Source organism: Nocardia sp. NPDC059177 (genome assembly GCF_042755165.1).
In the GTDB taxonomy this organism is placed as follows: domain Bacteria; phylum Actinomycetota; class Actinomycetes; order Mycobacteriales; family Mycobacteriaceae; genus Nocardia.
Genome location: NZ_JBHZBX010000012.1, coordinates 73,668 through 89,531 on the forward strand (window position 1 = coordinate 73,668; position 15,864 = coordinate 89,531).

Genomic DNA, 15,864 nt, shown 5'->3' on the forward strand with positions numbered 1-15,864 from the left:
ATCCGCCGACCAGCCATACCTTTTCCCCTTGCCGTAATTTTCGCGACCGCAGGGCTGTACCCAGCGAGTTCTGCCCGAAACCTCGACCATGACACTAGCCTGCCAGCAAACATCCGGCACACCAATTACAGGGAACACGCTAGTAACAATTGCGCGTCCCGATAAACCACGCACCACGTCCCGACAAACCGATTATTCCCCACGAATTCATCGCCACGGAAATAGTTGCGAAATGTTTCGATCGAAAACGCCGTACCGGACATTCATTCAATACTCAGCAAAGCGACGGCAAGTTTGTTATGACAGCGGGCCCGGCCGAACGAATCGGCGGGGCCCGCACATCGATGCCCGAAGGCTGCCAGGTCAGTCCTGGTAGGCCTCCAGCGGCGGGCAGGAGCACACCAGGTTGCGGTCGCCGAAGGCGCCGTCGATGCGGCGGACCGGCGGCCACACCTTCGGGCGGGTGTGGTGCAGGCCGCGCGGGTAGACGGCGATCTCGCGACTGTAGGGGTGGTCCCAGTCGCCGACGAGGCTGGCCGCGGTGTGCGGCGCGCCGCGCAGCGGGTTGTCGGTGACCGGCCAGACGCCGGCGCCGACCTGGTCGATCTCGGCGCGGATGGCGATCATGGCGGCGATGAACTCGTCGAGTTCCTCGAGGTTCTCGCTCTCGGTCGGCTCGACCATCAGGGTGCCCGCGACCGGGAAACTCATGGTCGGGGCGTGGAAGCCGTAGTCGGCGAGGCGCTTGGCCACGTCGTCGACGGTGACGCCGGTCTGCTTGGTGATCTCACGCAGGTCCAGGATGCACTCGTGGGCGACCATGCCGTTCTCACCGGTGTAGAGCACGGGGAAGTGCGCGTCGAGGCGGCGGGCGATGTAGTTGGCCGAGGCGATCGCGGTGAGGGTGGCCGCGCGCAGGCCCTCGGCGCCCATCAGGCGGATGTAGGCCCAGGTGATCGGGAGGATGGAGGCCGAGCCGTAGTTGGCGGCCGACACCCCGTGCGAGCCGGTCTCGCGCGGATCACCGGGCAGATACTGCGCCAGGTGCGAGCGCACCGCCACCGGACCGACACCGGGGCCACCGCCACCGTGCGGGATGCAGAAGGTCTTGTGCAGGTTCAGATGGCTGACATCGCCACCGAAGCGGCCCGGACGGGCGAGGCCGACCAGGGCATTGAGGTTCGCGCCGTCGACATAGACCTGGCCGCCCGCGTCGTGTACGAGCGCGCACAGCTCGGCGACCTCGTGTTCGTACACACCGTGGGTGGACGGGTAGGTGATCATGATGCAGGCCAGCCGGTCGGCGTGGTCGGCGATCTTGGCGCGCAGGTCGTCGAGGTCGACGTCCCCGTTCGCGCGGCACTTCACCATCTCGACGCGCATGCCCACCATGGCCGCCGAGGCCGCGTTGGTGCCGTGCGCGCTCGACGGGATCAGGCAGGTGTCGCGGTGGTCGTCGCCGCGGTCGAGGTGGTAGCGGCGGATGGCCAGCAGGCCGGCGTATTCGCCCTGGCTGCCCGCGTTGGGCTGCAGGCTCACCGCGTCGTAGCCGGTGATCGCGGCCAGCCACCGCTCCAGGTCACCGATCAGGCTCAGGATGCCCGGCACGTCCTCGGTGGGTGCGAACGGGTGCAGGCGGGCGAAGCCGGGCCAGGTGATGGCCTCCATCTCGGCGGTCGCGTTGAGCTTCATGGTGCACGAGCCCAGCGGGATCATGCTGCGGTCCAGCGCGATGTCCTTGTCCGAGAGCGAGCGCAGGTAGCGCAGCATGGCGGTCTCGGTGTGGTGGCGGGTGAACGCCGGGTGGGTCAGGTAGTCGGAGGTGCGGGTCTCGATCGCGACGGGCTCGGTGCCCGCGCCCGCCTCGGGGGTGAGCGCGGTGCCGAAGGACTCGATCACCGCGGCCACGTGCGCGTCGGTGGTGGCCTCGTCGCAGGCGATCGCGACATGATCTGCATCGACCGGGCGCAGGTTGATGCCCTTCGACTTCGCCTTGGCCACCACGGCCTCCGCGCCACCGGGCACGTGCGCGAGGATGGTGTCGAAGAAGGCGCCGTGCACGACCGCGCCGCCGAGACCGGTCGCCACCGCGGCAGCGTGCTCGTGGACCCGGCGCGCGATGGCCCGCAACCCGTTCGCACCGTGATAGCTCGCGTACATGGCGGCGACGATGGCCAGCAGCACCTGCGCGGTGCAGATGTTGGAGGTGGCCTTCTCCCGGCGGATGTGCTGTTCGCGGGTCTGCAGCGCGAGGCGGTAGGCGGGCGCGCCGTCGGCGTCGACCGATACGCCGACCAGGCGGCCCGGCAACTGGCGGGCGAAGGCGGTGCGCACGGCCAGGTAACCGGCGTGCGGGCCGCCGAAGCCCATCGGCACGCCGAAGCGCTGGGTGGTGCCGAAGCACACGTCGGCGCCCTGCTCGCCGGGCGGGGTGATCAGAGTCAGCGCCAGCAGGTCGGCGCCCGCGGCCACCAGTGCGCCGCGCTCGTGGGCGGCGGCGAAGACCGGCGCCCAGTCGACGACGCGGCCCGACGCGCCGGGGCTCTGCACCAGCACGCCGAAGAACTCGCCGTCGGGCAGCACACCGGCGGCCAGCTCGGCCTCGACGATCTCGATGCCCAGCGGCTCGGCCCGGGTCGCGAGCACGGTCTTGGTCTGCGGGAACAGGTCGGTGTCGATCAGCAGCCGCGCGGACTTCGACTTGGCCGCGCGCCGCAGCAGCGTCATGGCCTCGGCCGCGGCGGTGGCCTCGTCGAGCATCGACGCGTTGGCCACGTCCATCCCGGTCAGGTCCGAGACCATGGTCTGGAAGTTGAGCAGCGCCTCGAGCCTGCCCTGGCTGATCTCGGGCTGGTACGGGGTGTAGGCGGTGTACCAGGCGGGGTTCTCCAGCAGATTCCGCACCAGCACCGGCGGGGTGAGCGTGTCGTAGTAGCCCAGGCCGATCATGGAGGTGGCGACGGTGTTCGCGTGCGCCAGCGCGGCCAGTTCGGCGAGCACCTCGTGCTCGGAGGCAGGTGCGGGCAGCGCGGCGAGCCCGGATTCGTCCAGAATGGTGGCGGGCAGCGCGGCGGTGGCGAGCGCGTCGACGGATTCGACGCCGACGGTCGCGAGGATCCGGGCGAGTTCCTCGGAATCGGGTCCGATGTGGCGGTCGGCGAACGAACGGGTCACGGCAGCTCCAGGTCGGGCGGGTCGACGGCGTCGACGGGTACCAGCCCTCCCCCTCTGTCTGTGCGCCTGAGAGATTCGGTGACCCGGCCGCGAAGCCGTGCCCCTTTCCCCGTGGGCGGGCAGCCGGATGCCACCGCTTTCCAGAGGCGTCGAATCACCGGGCGGTCCCTGTTGCCTGAGAGATTGACGGGGAGGTGCTGCTCCTTCGGCGCCCGGACTCCGAAGAACCCGGGACTCTCCCGCACGGCGGCGACGCACCACCGAGTCTAGATGCAGCGAACCCCCGGCCGCGCCACCTGGGGGCCGCCGGGGGTGTAGTGCTGATCACTCAGCCGGTTTTGCGGTTCTCCCGTGCTTTGCGGCGGAAGGACAGCTCGTCCTCGGGCCGGTCGGTGATGGCGGTGGCCCGCTCGGCGGGGAAGTCCGCGATCGCGCCGGTCAGTTCCCGCATGGCGCCGCTGACCGCGATACCGAAGACGCCCTGCCCACCCTGCAGTAAATCGACGACCTCCTCGGGCGAGGTGCACTCGTACACCGAGGTTCCGTCGGAGAACAGCGTGATCCCGGCCAGGTCACCCACGCCACGACTGCGCAGATGGTCCACGGCGATCCGGATGTTCTGTAAAGAGATGCCCGCGTCCAGCAGCCGCTTCACGATCTTGAGGACGAGGATGTCCTTGAACGAGTACAGCCGCTGGCTGCCCGAGCCCGCCGCGCCCCGGATGGACGGCACGACCAGCCCGGTCCGGGCCCAGTAGTCGAGTTGGCGATAGGTGATTCCCGCGACCTGACACGCACTGGGTACCCGGTAGCCGACCATCTCGTCGGGCACCGAGTCGTCCGGGAACAAGCCAGGCTGCACCACATCCTGCGTTTGCTCTTCCACTGACCGCTCCTTGCCTGTGCCGACGATCCGATCTCGCAGTCACGACCGATGTTGCCCGACTTTCGAGGTTACTCCTGCCATTGTCGGACCTGCACAGTCGTCGCACCAAGCACCGCGCGCCGCGATTCCCTCGACCTCTACTTCAGGTATAGAAGATCGCCCGGTCAGCTCAGCTGTCGGTGGCTTTGAAATCGTCCGGCGAGACCGATTCCAGGAACTCCTTGAACTTCTCCACCTCGTCCTCGCGCTCGTCGGGCATCACCAGCCCGGCCTCGGCCAGCACCGGCTCCTCGGCGAAGATCGGGCACCCCACCCGCAGCGCGATCGCCACCGAATCCGAAGGCCGCGCGGAGACCCGCAGGTCACCGTCGAAAACCAGATCCGCGTAGAAGGTGCCCTCCTGCAGATCCACGATCCGCACTTCCTTGAGGGTGTGGCCCAGTTCGGTGATCAGAATCTTGATCAGATCGTGAGTGAGCGGCCTGATCGGGGTGACCCCCTCCTGCTCGAGCACGATCGCGGTGGCCTCGGCCTGCCCGATCCAGATCGGCAGGTACCGTTCGCCCGCCGCTTCCCGCAGCAGCAGCACGGGCTGGTTCTGTGGCTGCTCGACACGGATGCCGATGACGCGCATCTCGCTCATGAGTTGTCCTGCCTCCCATACTCGCCGCCGGCCGGCACGACCGCTGCACAGCTCGCCGTACCACGAGTCTAGGCGAATTCCTGGGCGGGCAAAGGCGTCGTCCGGGGCGAAATCGGCGTGTTGCCGGGGTGATACCGGGTCACCCGGTGCGCGATGTCAGTTGCCCAGGGCCGTGCGGACCGCCGCTTTCACCAGCGCGGCGTGCAGGTTCAGCGACAATGCCGCCAGTTCGCGGACGGTCTCCTCGGCGCGGGCGCGCGCGTCGGCGTCGCGGCTCTTGGCGATCGGCGCGGCGATCTGCGCGACCAGCGCGGCCTCCCGGTCGGCGGCGAGCTTGAACGCGCGCAGATGCCGTGCCTCCAGGCCGAACTCGGCCATCGATTTAGCGGCCAGCGCCAGCGTCACCGCGTCGGATTCGAAGAACCCACCGGCGCCCGGCACGATCAGCCCGGCACGGAGCAGATCGTCGAGGAATCGATCGTCGATACCCGCCTTGGCCAGCAGATCGGCCCGGGTGAGCCGCACCCCCACCTCGACGCGGAGTTCGTCGGGGGTGATCTCGCCGGGCACCACACCCAACCGCCGCGGTGGCGCCGGCACGCGGGCCTCGTCACCGGTACGCGCGGCGCCGGACAGCGACTGTCCGGCCGCCGCGGCGCCCTGATGGTGCGCGCGGGCGCGCGCTTCCCGCACGCCCAGCGTCGCCGCACCGCTGTCGATCGCTTCCAACTGCTCCTTGATCACCTTCAGCGGCAGGTACTGATCGCGTTGCGCGGTCAGCACGAAACGCAGCCGTTCGTAGTCGGCGACAGAAAACCGCCGGTACCCCGACGGCGTCCGTTCCGGCCGGATCAGGCCCTCGGATTCGAGGAACCGGATCTTGGAGATGGTGATATCAGGAAAATCTGGTCGCAGCAGGTCCAGCACGGAGCCGATCGACATCCCTCCGCGCGCCCACTGCGCCGCCCCTGTCACAGCACCGCGCCCAGCGAGAGCGCCAGCACCGTAGGGGTCATCGCGACCCCGCGCCCGACGCCGACTCGTTCGCCTGCGCGCGCGGACCGGTCAGGAAGACCAGCCGGAACTTGCCGATCTGGACCTCGTCGCCGTTCTGCAGCTCCGAGGAGTCCACCGGCTCCCGGTTGACGTAGGTGCCGTTGAGGCTGCCCACATCGACGACCTGGAACGAGTCGTCGTCCTGACGGAACTCCGCGTGCCGACGGCTGACAGTGACGTCATCGAGGAAGATGTCACTGTCGGGATGGCGACCGGCCGAGGTGGTCGGCTGATCCAGCAGAAAACGCGAGCCCGCGTTCGGGCCGCGCTTGACCACCAGGAGGGCCGCGCCGACCGGCAGGCCCTCGACGCCCTGTACCGGCTGTTCGCCGGTCGGCTCTCCGGAGCGTGACGCGTCGACCTCGTTGAGGAAGTCCGCGCGGAAGACCGATGTCGTCTCGGCCGCGGTCTCCCCGTAACCCGGGTCCCTGTTCTCGCTCACCGTTTCTCTCCTCCTCGAACCTGATTATCCATGCAAGCAGGTGCTTCATTCGGCGACACGACCGGCGCGATCACATCGCCAGGAAAGATCCCGGCGTCGATTCCCCGACGTATCCGCTTGGCTTTGACCGTACCCTGCCGGGGCGCACCCGTGCAGGGAGAACTGTGAAGGCTGCTTCAGCCCCCGATAACTCCTTGATAACCCGCGGCATCCAGCAGTTCACCGAGGGCGGAATCGAGTGCCGCCTCGTCATCGAACGCGAGCTCGAACAACCAGCCCGCGTCATAGGGATCGGTGTTCAGCGTTTCGGGCGCCGACACCAGATCCTCGTTCACCGCAACGACTTTGCCGCCCAGCGGGGCGTAGATGTCGGACACGCTCTTGGTCGATTCGACCTCGGCGATACTCTCCCCCGCGGTCACGTCCTTGTCGACGTCGGGCAGCTGGACGAACACCACGTCACCGAGCTGTGACTGGGCGTAGTCGGTGATGCCGACACGAACCGCCGTGGGGCCGGTCCGCCGCACCCATTCGTGCTCGTCGGTGTAGCGCAGATCCTCAGGGGTCCGGGTCACAGGACGTCCTTTCGTCGTCAACGTTGCGGGTAACAGTATCGACTAGCGGCCGCGGTGCGGCACAGGCGGTATCGAACGCGCCACGGCCACGGCGAGCCCGGCGTAGAGCGCTCCGGTCCAGACGTAGAGCGCGGTACCCCAGATCAGCAGCGCCCAGCCGAAGGCGCCACCGAAAGCCGCCCCGGCCCAGTCCATCTCCCCGGTCAACATCCACGGCAGCGCCGACATCAGCGCGAACGTGGCCGCCTTGCCGAGATAGATCACCTCCGGTGGGGGCAGGTCGCGGCGCTTGTACACCGACAGCGTCGCGGCCAGGACCAGATCGCGCCCGATCAGCAGCACCGCGATCCACCACGGCAGCAGCCCGCGTGCGACGAACGCCACCAAAGTCGTCACCAGGTATAGCCGGTCGACCAGCGGGTCGAGCAGGGCGCCCAGGCGGGAGGACTGATCGAGCAGGCGAGCCAGTTTGCCGTCGAGGAAATCGGTCACGCCACTGGCGATGAGGAGGGTGAAAGCCCAGCCGTCGGCCTCGCGGACCAGCATCAACCACAGGAAAACGGGGATGCCGATGAGTCGCAGCACGCTCAGCGCATTGGGCACGGTCAGGATGCGGTCGCTGAACACGCCACCGGTTTCGGTGTCGTTCGTGCCCGGCGTTCCCGATTCGGTTGCCACGCCCCTGCATACCGCACCGACCCCGGGTCGCGCCATCCGGCCACGCCGGGACATCGCCTCCGGGGTCCGGCGCGGCCCGCGGCGACGATGCCGACCGGCGCCGGACCGGCTACCGTGGACCGTCGTGTCCGACAGTGGTATTGATTTGCGCTCCTATGTTTCCGCCGAGGACGCCTCCGCGCGTGGCCGGGCCGCTGCCGCCCGGGTGCCGGTGGGTGACCGTGACCGGGCCGCCGCGAGCCCGCAGCGGCCCTCGGTGCGCGAGTTCGTCGCGGCCAGCAACGCCGGCCGCATCGATCGGCTGATCCCGCTGCGGATCGGCCGGATGGCTGCCTCGCCGTTCACCTTCTTCCGCGGCGCCGCCGGGCTGATGGCCATCGACCTGGCCGCGGGCCCCGACAGCGGGCTGCCCGCGCAGATCTGCGGTGACGCACACGCCGCCAATTTCGGTCTCTACGGCACCCAGCGCGGCGAGATCGTGATGGATATCAACGATTTCGACGAAACGATCCAGGGCCCGTGGGAGTGGGATCTCGAGCGGCTCGCGGCCAGTCTGGTGCTGGCGGGCCGGGAGAGCGGCGCGGACGAGGACGACTGTGCGCGCGCCGCCCGCGATGCCGCGCGCTCCTACCGGCGCACCGTCGCCGAACTGGCCGAGATGCCGTTCATGCAGTCCTGGAGCGCGCTGCCCGACGAGTCGATCCTGGCGCAGGCCAAGGCCGAGGACCTCCTGGACGACTTCAAGAAGGCCGCCAAGAAGGCCCGCAAGAACACCAGCGCCAAAGTGGTGGCCAAGTGGACCGAGCATCTCGACGATCACGAGACGGGGATCCGCAAGCACCGCTTCGTCAGTGATCCGCCGATTCTCACCGCGGTCGAGGACGAGGTCGCCGAGGCGGTGATCGACGGGTTGCAGCGCTACGCGGGCACCATCCGGGAGTCGCGGCGCAATCTGCTGGCCCGGTTCGCGGTCTCGGATGTGGCCTTCCGCATCGTCGGCACCGGCAGCGTCGGCCTGCACAGCTATGTGGCGCTGTTGCACGGCAACGACGGGGAGGCGCTGGTGCTGCAGGTCAAGCAGGCACGGCCGTCGGCGCTGGCGCCGTTCCTGCCGGCCACCGCGCCGCGGCACGAGGGCGAGCGCATCGTGGTCGGCGCGCGGACCGTGCAGTCCGAGACCGACATCCTGCTCGGCTGGACCACGATCGAACTCGGCGAATCGCTGCCGTTCATCGTGCGCCAGTTCCGCAATCTCAAGGGCAGCATCGACCCGGCGGAGCTGTCGGCCGACGATCTCGACGACTACGGCAGGCTCGCCGGCGCCCTGCTGGCCCGCGCGCACGCGCGGTCGCTCGATCCGCGCGCGCTGGCGGGGTATCTGGCCACCGACAGCACCGACGACGACCGGTTCGAGACGGCGATCGCGCGGTTCGCCACCCGCTACGCCGACCGCACCGAAGCCGACCACGCCGAACTGGTCGCCGCCGTGGCGGCAGGCGCGCTCGCGGCCGAGCCGAGCTGAACACCACCGGCAACCTGCCCGGCAACGGCCGGTAATCGAGCTACGATGTACGCCAACGGTTCTCGGCCCGCGGCGCCAACGACCCAGAAGGGCGGACTCCATGCTCGTGCGTGTGCAGAATGCGGCAGGCACCGATGCCGAGCTGGCACTGATCGACTGGCTGCGCACCTGGAAGGATCCGTCCAGACCGCACGGTGTGGCGACGATCAACTGCGGCCTGTTCCACAACGACCACCTGCACCATCTCGACGCGGTGGTGTGGACACCGACCAGCTGCGTGGTCATCGAGGCCGAGACCTTCACCGCACCGCAGGACGGGGTGCTCGAGATCCCGCTCAACGGCCCGTGGCTGGTCTCCGGCGAGATCGCGCAGTTCGCGGGGGCCGAGAAGTCGACCCCGCTTGAGCGGTCCAGGGAACACACCTTCGCGATGCAGGACTATCTGGCCGCGCGCGGGCTCGGTCAGCGCGCGGTGCACGGGCTCGGGGTGATCGTGCCGATGCCGGGCGCGCAGATCGACGTGCACCAGGGCTGGAGCGATCCGAGTTTCGACGTGATCGTCACCGACGATCCGTACCGGCTCGAGCAGTACTTCGAGCTGCTGGCCGCGAAGGAACACAATCTCTGGACCGCCAACGACATCGCCATCGCGTTCCGCGGGCTGGGCATCCTGCCCTACCTGCCCGCCCCGCAGGACCTGCTCAACGAGGGATTCCTCGGCCCGATCGATGTGACCCTGTGGCACGGCGGACCCACCCAGGCCCAGGCCGAGGCCTACGCCGAGGAACAAGCCAGGCGCGAGCAGGAGGCGCAGTCCGGTGGCCTGGTCGCGCCCTGGTACAGCCCGTGGAAGCTCTACCCGCGGGTCGAGGGCGATCTGGATTTCGGCCGGGCGTTCCTGCGGATCACCCTGGCCCTCGGCATGATCATCGCCATCGCCTGGGTGCTGTGGTTCGTGGTGACCGCGGTGCTCACCTACGGCCCGGCCTGACCGGGCCGCTATCGTCACCGCGGTGATCCCCGCCGCGCGTAGCGCCACTACTGTCGGCGCCGCCGCGCTGACCGTCGCGATCCCGGCGAGCTTCCCCGCCGGCGGCGGTCCGACCACCCTGGACACCGCGGTCTCGACGCCGATCACCGAGTCGGTCTCCCCCGGGCTCGCCGCATGGCTGGTCGTCCCGAGCGACGGACCGGTGGTGCTGGCGCTGCTGCTCGCGGCCGTCGGCTGGTTCGCGGTGCGGCGGCGCTGGTGGGCGGCGGTGACGATGCTGGTGGTACCCGAGCTCGCGGTGGCGATCAACACGTGGGCGCTGAAACCGTTGTGGGAGCGCCCGATTCAGGACAATCTCGCTTACCCGAGCGGGCACACTGTCCATCTGGTCGCGGTCGCGACGACGTTCGCCTGTCTGGTGAGCGACCTGCGTGCCCGCGTCGCCGTCGCGGCGCTGACGCTGCTCGCGCTGGTCTGTGTCCTGCCTGGCATGGTCGTGCTGGGCTACCACTACCCCACCGATGTGCTCGGCGGGGTGGTGGCGGCCGTGGCGATGGCCGTGGCGGGCTGCGCGCTCGCGGCGGCCCTGCGCGACCGGCTGGGCCGCGCCTGAGCTATCGCCGGTCGAAAACGCTGGCGTCGTGCAGCATTTCGGCGCGCAGCATGGTCTCGGGTACCCCCATCGCCTCGACCAGGGTCAGCGCGTCGGGGCGCAACCGGTCGACCAGTTCGTTCACCCCGCGCCGCACCGCCTTGGCCCGCTCCACCGACATGAACCGGTGCATGATGTACCAGGCGAGATGCTCTTCGAGGGTGGCGTACACGTAGAGATCGCAGACCTTTTCGGCCAGCTCCCTGGCCTCCGTGTCCTCGATCTCGGCGATGCCCGCGACGAATTCCTCGAGCACCAACCGGTCGATATGGGCGGCTCCGGCGGCCAGGATGTGGTCCTGGGCGTTGTTGAACGCCTCGAAGGGGCCGGTGTCGGCGGCCCTGGCGCGCAGCCGGTGCGCGGCGGTGCGCAGCAGGTAGTCCTCGCGGTCGGCGAACAGTTGCAGCTGCACCGAGCGCTTGGACAGATCGCCCTCGTCGACCGACTCGTCGCTGCGGTCGCGCAGGGTCTGGATCAGCTGACGCACACCCGAGCGCTTGCGGACGACGTCACCGGCCATGGTGGCGGCGAACTTCACCCAGCCCAGCGCGTCGAGGTCGCGGACCTCGTCGGAGTAGGCGGTGAGCAGTTCCTTCGCGACGAGCTGGGTCAACACGACATTGTCGCCTTCGAAGGTGGTGAAGACATCGGTGTCGGCCTTGAGGGTCACGAGCCGGTTCTCGGTGAGATACCCCGCGCCGCCGCAGGCTTCCCGGCATTCCTGGATGGCCCGGGTGGCGTGCCGGGTCTGGGCGACCTTGAGGCCGGCGGCACGTTTCTCGAGCGCGCGCTGGGCGCCCGGTTCGGTCTCGCGACCGCTCTGGATCAGATCCATCCGGCGCACCAGGTCGTTCTGCGCGAAGGCGAGCGCGAAGGACCGGGCGACGAGGGGCAGCAGGCGGCGCTGGTGGCTGCGGTAGTCCAGCAGCAGGGTCTCCTCGCCGGTGTCGGGATCGGCGAACTGACGCCGGGCCAGCGCATAGCGCACGGCGATGCTCAGGGCGACGCGCGCACCGGCGGCCGCGGCCCCGCCGACGCTGACCCGCCCGCGCACCAGGGTGCCGAGCGTGGTGAAGAAGCGGCGGCTGGGGTTCTCGATCTCGGAGCTGTAGGTACCGTCCGGTGCCACGTCGGCGTACCGGTTGAGCAGGTTCTCCCGTGGCACCCGCACCTGGTCGAAGACGATGCGGCCGTTGTCGACGCCGGGCAGGCCGCCCTTGAGGCCGTCGTCGTAGGTGGTCACGCCGGGCAGGTCGGCGCCGAGCTCGTCGCGGATCGGTACCAGCAGGCAGTGCACGCCCTGCTTGTCGCCGCCGGTGATCAGCTGGGCGAAGACCGCGGCCATCCGTGCGTGCGTGGCCGCGCCGCCGATGTAGTCCTTGCGCGCCGACGGGGTCGGGGTGTGCACGACGAATTCCTGGGTCGCCGGATCGTAGGTGGCGGTGGTCTCCAGGTCGGCGACGTCGCTGCCGTGCCCGGATTCGGTCATCGCGAAGCAGCCGAGCAGGTCGAGGGAGATCAGCCGTTTGATGTAGTCGCGGTGCCGTTCGGTGCCCAGGTTCTCCACCGCGCCGCCGAACAGGCCCCACTGCACACCCGATTTCACCCACAGTGACAGATCCGCGTAGGCCAGCATCTCCAGCCCGGTGACCGCGCCGCCCGGATCGCCGGTGCCACCGTTCTCGGGCCGGAACCCGCGCTCGGGATAGCCCATGGTGGCGATCACGCGCATCTGCTCGAGCACGCGGGCCCGGGCCGCGTGCATGTCGAGTTCCGGATCGCCGGTGAACCGGTCGTCGGCCAGCTGGATCCGTGCCTGCGCTCTGAGGTCGCGCCACGGTCCGTCCAGTGCCGCGCGGAGATGTTCTGCCGTCCTCGATGTGCCGGTAGCCATGTCTTCGACCCTAGCGGGGCGACGGGCCTTGCCAAGGGATTGAACAAGCGTTTAACATATTGAACATGCGTTCAACCCTCGATCTGAGCACGGCGGCCCGCATTCGCGACACCGCGATCGACCTGTTCGGCGAACAGGGATTCGGTGTCGGTGTGCGCGCGATCGCCGCCGCGGCCGGGGTGTCCCCCGGGCTGGTGAACCACCATTTCGGCTCCAAGGACGGCCTGCGCGCGGCCTGCGACGAGCGCGTACTCGAGACCATCCGCGACCAGAAGCTGCGCGCACTGCGCACCACAGCCAACGGCCCGACCGGAATGCTCAACGCGCTGGCCGAGATCGAGATGTACGCGCCACTGGTGGCGTACATGCTGCGCAGTTTCCAGGCCGGTGGCGCGCTGGCCGAATCCCTGCTCGAGCACATGATCAGCGACGCCGAGCAGTACATGCAGACCGGCGTCGCCGAGGGCCTGCTCAAACCGAGCCGCGATCCGGCGGCCCGGGCACGCTACATCGTCCTGTGTCACGTGGGGGCGATGAACCTCGCCCTGCAGCTGCGTCAGCAGCGCGAGGGAAAGCTCGACTACCGCACCGCGATTCGCGATCTCTCCGACGAGATGACGATGCCGGCGCTCGAGCTCTACACCCACGGCATGCTCACCGATTCAACAGTGTTCGACACCCTCACCGAGGAGTAGAAGATGCCCACCGCCACCTCCGACCCGGTCATCGAGATCCGGGGCCTGCGTAAGACGTTCGGCCGGTTCACCGCGCTCGACGGCCTGGACCTCACGGTCCGGCCCGGCGAGATCCACGGGTTCCTCGGCCCCAACGGCGCGGGCAAGTCGACCACGATTCGCGTGCTGCTCGGAGTGCTCCGCGCCAGTGGCGGCGACACGCGGCTGTTCGGGCGCGATCCGTGGGCGGACGCGGTCGCCCTGCATCACCGGATCGCCTATGTGCCAGGCGATGTCACGCTGTGGCCGTCGCTGTCGGGCGGCGAGACGATCGACCTGCTCGCCCGGATGCGCGGCGGGCTCGATCAGACGCGCCGCACCGCGCTGATCGAACGCTTCGAACTGGACCCGACCAAGAAATCACGCACCTATTCCAAGGGCAACCGGCAGAAGGTCGCGCTGGTCTCGGCGTTCTCGGCGAACGCCGATCTGCTCATCCTCGACGAACCCACCTCCGGCCTGGATCCGTTGATGGAGCAGGTGTTCCAGGACTGCGTGCGCGAGGCCGCGGCGCGCGGGGCGACGGTGCTGCTGTCGAGCCACATCCTCTCCGAGGTCGAGCATCTGTGCGATCGGGTGACCATCATCCGGGCCGGGCGCACGGTCGAATCCGGCTCGCTGGACCAGCTGCGGCATCTGAGCCGCACCGCGATCACCGCCGAACTCGTCGGCGACCCCGGCGACGTGGCCGCCCTGCCCGGCGTCGACGACGTCGAACGCGACGGCTCCACCCTGCGCTGCCAGGTCGAGGCCGAACACCTCGGCGCCCTGATCCGCGTCCTCGGCGACGCGGGCGTACGCAGCCTGACCAGCGCGCCACCGACCCTCGAAGACCTGTTCCTGCGCCACTACCACGTCGAGCAGGACACCACCACGGAGAAGGTGCGGGCATGACCACCATCGCCGCCACCCCACGCTTCACCGGAACCTCCCGCAGCACAAGCGAATTCGCCGGCACGGGGCAGATGCTGCGGCTGTCGCTGCGCCGCGACCGGGTGATCGCCCCGCTGTGGGCGCTGCTGATCGGGCTCATGCCCGCCCTGCAGATCGTATCGGTCAAGGACATCTACTCGACCCAGCAGCAGCTCGACCAGTTCGCCTCGACGACCGCGGCCAGCCCCGCGCTGATCGCCATGTACGGTCCGGTCTTCAGCTCGGCGCTGGGCTCGATCGGCACCTGGAAGGCCGGCGCGATGTACGCGATGATCGCCATCGCCGCCGTGCTGACGGTCGTCCGGCACACCCGGGTCGAGGAGGAGACCGGGCGCGCGGAGCTGGTGGGCGCCACCAGCATCGGCCGGTTCGCCGGTCTCACCGGCGCCCTGCTGCTCACCTTCGGCGCCTCGGCGGTCGCCGGAATCGCCTGTGCCGCTTCGCTGATGGCGACCGATCTGCCGACCGCGGGATCGGTCGCCTTCGGTGCCGCGCTGGCCGGTTCGGGCTTCGTGTGGGGCGCGATCGCCGCGGTCGCCGCCCAGCTGAGCAACGGCGCCCGGATCGCCCGCGGGGTCGCGCTCGGCACGCTCGGCGCCGCGTTCGCGGTGCGCGCGGTCGGCGACGCGGGCAACGGTGTCCTGTCGTGGTTCTCCCCGCTGGGCTGGTGCCTGCAGATCCGCCCGTTCGCCGAGGAGCGCTGGTGGGTGCTGATCCCGCTGGTCGTGCTCGGCTCCGGCGCCACCGTGCTCGCCTATCACTTGCTGCGCACCCGCGACATCGGCGCCGGACTGCTCGCCGACCGGCCGGGCCCCGCCACCGCGGGTGCGGCCCTGTCCGGCCCGGTGGGTCTGGCCTGGCGGCTGCAGCGCGGTTCGCTGCTCGCCTGGACGACCGGGTTCGCCCTCTACGGCCTGCTGATCGGCGGCGCGGTGAACAGCATCGGCGGCATGCTCGACGATGCGGGCACCCTGCAGGATGTGGTCACCTCGCTGGGCGGTTCGGCGGACCTGGAGAAGGCGTTCATTGCCTACGCGATCACCATGCTGGCCGCCGCGGCGGCCGCGTACTCGATCTCGGCGGTGCTGCGGCTGCACGAGGAGGAGCACGCAGGCCGGACCGAGTCGGTGCTGGCCGCGGCGGTCGGGCGGGTGCGCTATGTGGTGAGTCATCTGCTGTTCGCGCTGGCCGGGCCCGCGGTGGCGCTGCTGGTGTCGGGGCTGGGTATCGGCGTCGTCTGGGGCGCGACCGATGGTGCCGTCGTGGACAAGATCGGCCAGGCGGCGAGCGCCGTCGCGGTGCAGCTGCCCGCGATCTGGGTGGTCACGGCGGTGGCGATGCTGCTGTTCGGGATCGTGCCCAGGTACGCCGCGCTGGCGTGGGCGGTGCTCAGCGCGATGATCGTGGTCTTCCTGCTCGGCTCGCTCGGTGGGCTGCCGCAATGGATGCTGGATCTGGTGCCGTTCATCCATCCGCCCAAGCTGCCCGGCGCCACCTTCGAGTTCACCCCGATCGCCTGGCTGCTCGCACTCGCCGTCGGCGGGATCGCGGTGGGAGTCATCGCCTTCCGGCGACGCGATCTGCGCTGAGCCGACCGGTGCCGCTACCGGGTGCCCTCGACCCGGTAGCGGCAGGTTGTCCGAAACCGAGAGTTACTGAAATTGTCTGTCACACACACCCTTTG

14 protein-coding genes and 1 riboswitch are annotated in these 15,864 nt (G+C 69.4%); of the genes, 6 read left to right on the forward strand and 8 right to left on the reverse strand.

Annotated elements, in window-relative coordinates:
• Window positions 1–363: 363 nt before the first annotated feature.
• From gcvP to ACFXK0_RS16985, 7 genes are all read right to left on the reverse strand, one after another.
• Entirely contained in the window at window positions 364–3,174 is a 2,811-nt protein-coding gene (gene gcvP, locus ACFXK0_RS16955) for an aminomethyl-transferring glycine dehydrogenase (RefSeq protein ID WP_379411249.1), read from the reverse strand.
• 152 nt (window positions 3,175–3,326) lie between these two features.
• Window positions 3,327–3,426: riboswitch (glycine riboswitch) on the reverse strand.
• A gap of 76 nt (window positions 3,427–3,502) precedes the next feature.
• Window positions 3,503–4,060 carry a MerR family transcriptional regulator gene (locus tag ACFXK0_RS16960; RefSeq protein ID WP_379411250.1) on the reverse strand — a complete coding sequence of 186 codons (558 nt, stop codon included), beginning with the start codon at window positions 4,058–4,060 and terminating at the stop codon, window positions 3,503–3,505.
• A gap of 169 nt (window positions 4,061–4,229) precedes the next feature.
• Window positions 4,230–4,703 (reverse strand): bifunctional nuclease family protein, encoded by a 474-nt coding sequence (locus ACFXK0_RS16965; protein ID WP_019046780.1) that lies wholly within the window; start codon window positions 4,701–4,703, stop codon window positions 4,230–4,232.
• Between the two features lie 156 nt (window positions 4,704–4,859).
• Window positions 4,860–5,645: a MerR family transcriptional regulator gene (locus ACFXK0_RS16970; RefSeq protein ID WP_379411252.1), complete on the reverse strand. Its 786-nt coding sequence runs from the start codon at window positions 5,643–5,645 to the stop codon at window positions 4,860–4,862.
• Between the two features lie 70 nt (window positions 5,646–5,715).
• Entirely contained in the window at window positions 5,716–6,201 is a 486-nt protein-coding gene (locus ACFXK0_RS16975) for an FHA domain-containing protein (RefSeq protein WP_110041099.1), read from the reverse strand.
• Window positions 6,202–6,377: 176 nt separating this feature from the next.
• Window positions 6,378–6,776, reverse strand: coding sequence for a glycine cleavage system protein GcvH (gcvH, locus tag ACFXK0_RS16980; protein WP_379411253.1), 399 nt, complete (start codon window positions 6,774–6,776; stop codon window positions 6,378–6,380).
• 42 nt (window positions 6,777–6,818) lie between these two features.
• Complete coding sequence (locus ACFXK0_RS16985) at window positions 6,819–7,454, reverse strand: CDP-alcohol phosphatidyltransferase family protein (protein WP_379411254.1); 636 nt, start codon at window positions 7,452–7,454, stop codon at window positions 6,819–6,821.
• Between the two features lie 124 nt (window positions 7,455–7,578).
• On the opposite strand from ACFXK0_RS16985, the gene ACFXK0_RS16990 reads away from it, so the two are divergent.
• The 3 genes from ACFXK0_RS16990 to ACFXK0_RS17000 all read left to right on the forward strand — a co-directional run bounded on the left by ACFXK0_RS16990 (window position 7,579) and on the right by ACFXK0_RS17000 (window position 10,580).
• Window positions 7,579–8,976 (forward strand): DUF2252 domain-containing protein, encoded by a 1,398-nt coding sequence (locus tag ACFXK0_RS16990; RefSeq protein WP_379411255.1) that lies wholly within the window; start codon window positions 7,579–7,581, stop codon window positions 8,974–8,976.
• A 100-nt stretch (window positions 8,977–9,076) separates the two neighbouring features.
• Entirely contained in the window at window positions 9,077–9,967 is an 891-nt protein-coding gene (locus tag ACFXK0_RS16995; protein WP_379411256.1) for an NERD domain-containing protein, read from the forward strand.
• A 22-nt stretch (window positions 9,968–9,989) separates the two neighbouring features.
• Window positions 9,990–10,580 carry a phosphatase PAP2 family protein gene (locus ACFXK0_RS17000; RefSeq protein WP_379411257.1) on the forward strand — a complete coding sequence of 197 codons (591 nt, stop codon included), beginning with the start codon at window positions 9,990–9,992 and terminating at the stop codon, window positions 10,578–10,580.
• Between the two features lies 1 nt (window position 10,581).
• Here ACFXK0_RS17000 and ACFXK0_RS17005 read toward each other — a convergent pair whose 3' ends face one another.
• Entirely contained in the window at window positions 10,582–12,513 is a 1,932-nt protein-coding gene (locus ACFXK0_RS17005; RefSeq protein ID WP_379411258.1) for an acyl-CoA dehydrogenase, read from the reverse strand.
• A 65-nt stretch (window positions 12,514–12,578) separates the two neighbouring features.
• Between ACFXK0_RS17005 and ACFXK0_RS17010 the strand changes: the two genes are divergently transcribed.
• The 3 genes from ACFXK0_RS17010 to ACFXK0_RS17020 are packed head-to-tail and all read left to right on the forward strand — an operon-like array spanning window position 12,579 to window position 15,769.
• Window positions 12,579–13,208 carry a TetR family transcriptional regulator gene (locus ACFXK0_RS17010; RefSeq protein WP_379411260.1) on the forward strand — a complete coding sequence of 210 codons (630 nt, stop codon included), beginning with the start codon at window positions 12,579–12,581 and terminating at the stop codon, window positions 13,206–13,208.
• 3 nt (window positions 13,209–13,211) lie between these two features.
• The gene (locus ACFXK0_RS17015; RefSeq protein ID WP_379411261.1) at window positions 13,212–14,141 is read left to right on the forward strand and encodes an ATP-binding cassette domain-containing protein; all 930 of its coding nucleotides are present in this window, start codon (window positions 13,212–13,214) and stop codon (window positions 14,139–14,141) included.
• On the forward strand, window positions 14,138–15,769 hold the full coding sequence (locus tag ACFXK0_RS17020) for an ABC transporter permease (RefSeq protein ID WP_379411263.1): 1,632 nt from the start codon (window positions 14,138–14,140) through the stop codon (window positions 15,767–15,769). The genes ACFXK0_RS17015 and ACFXK0_RS17020 overlap by 4 nt, the downstream gene beginning before the upstream one ends.
• The last annotated feature ends 95 nt before the right edge of the window (window positions 15,770–15,864 follow it).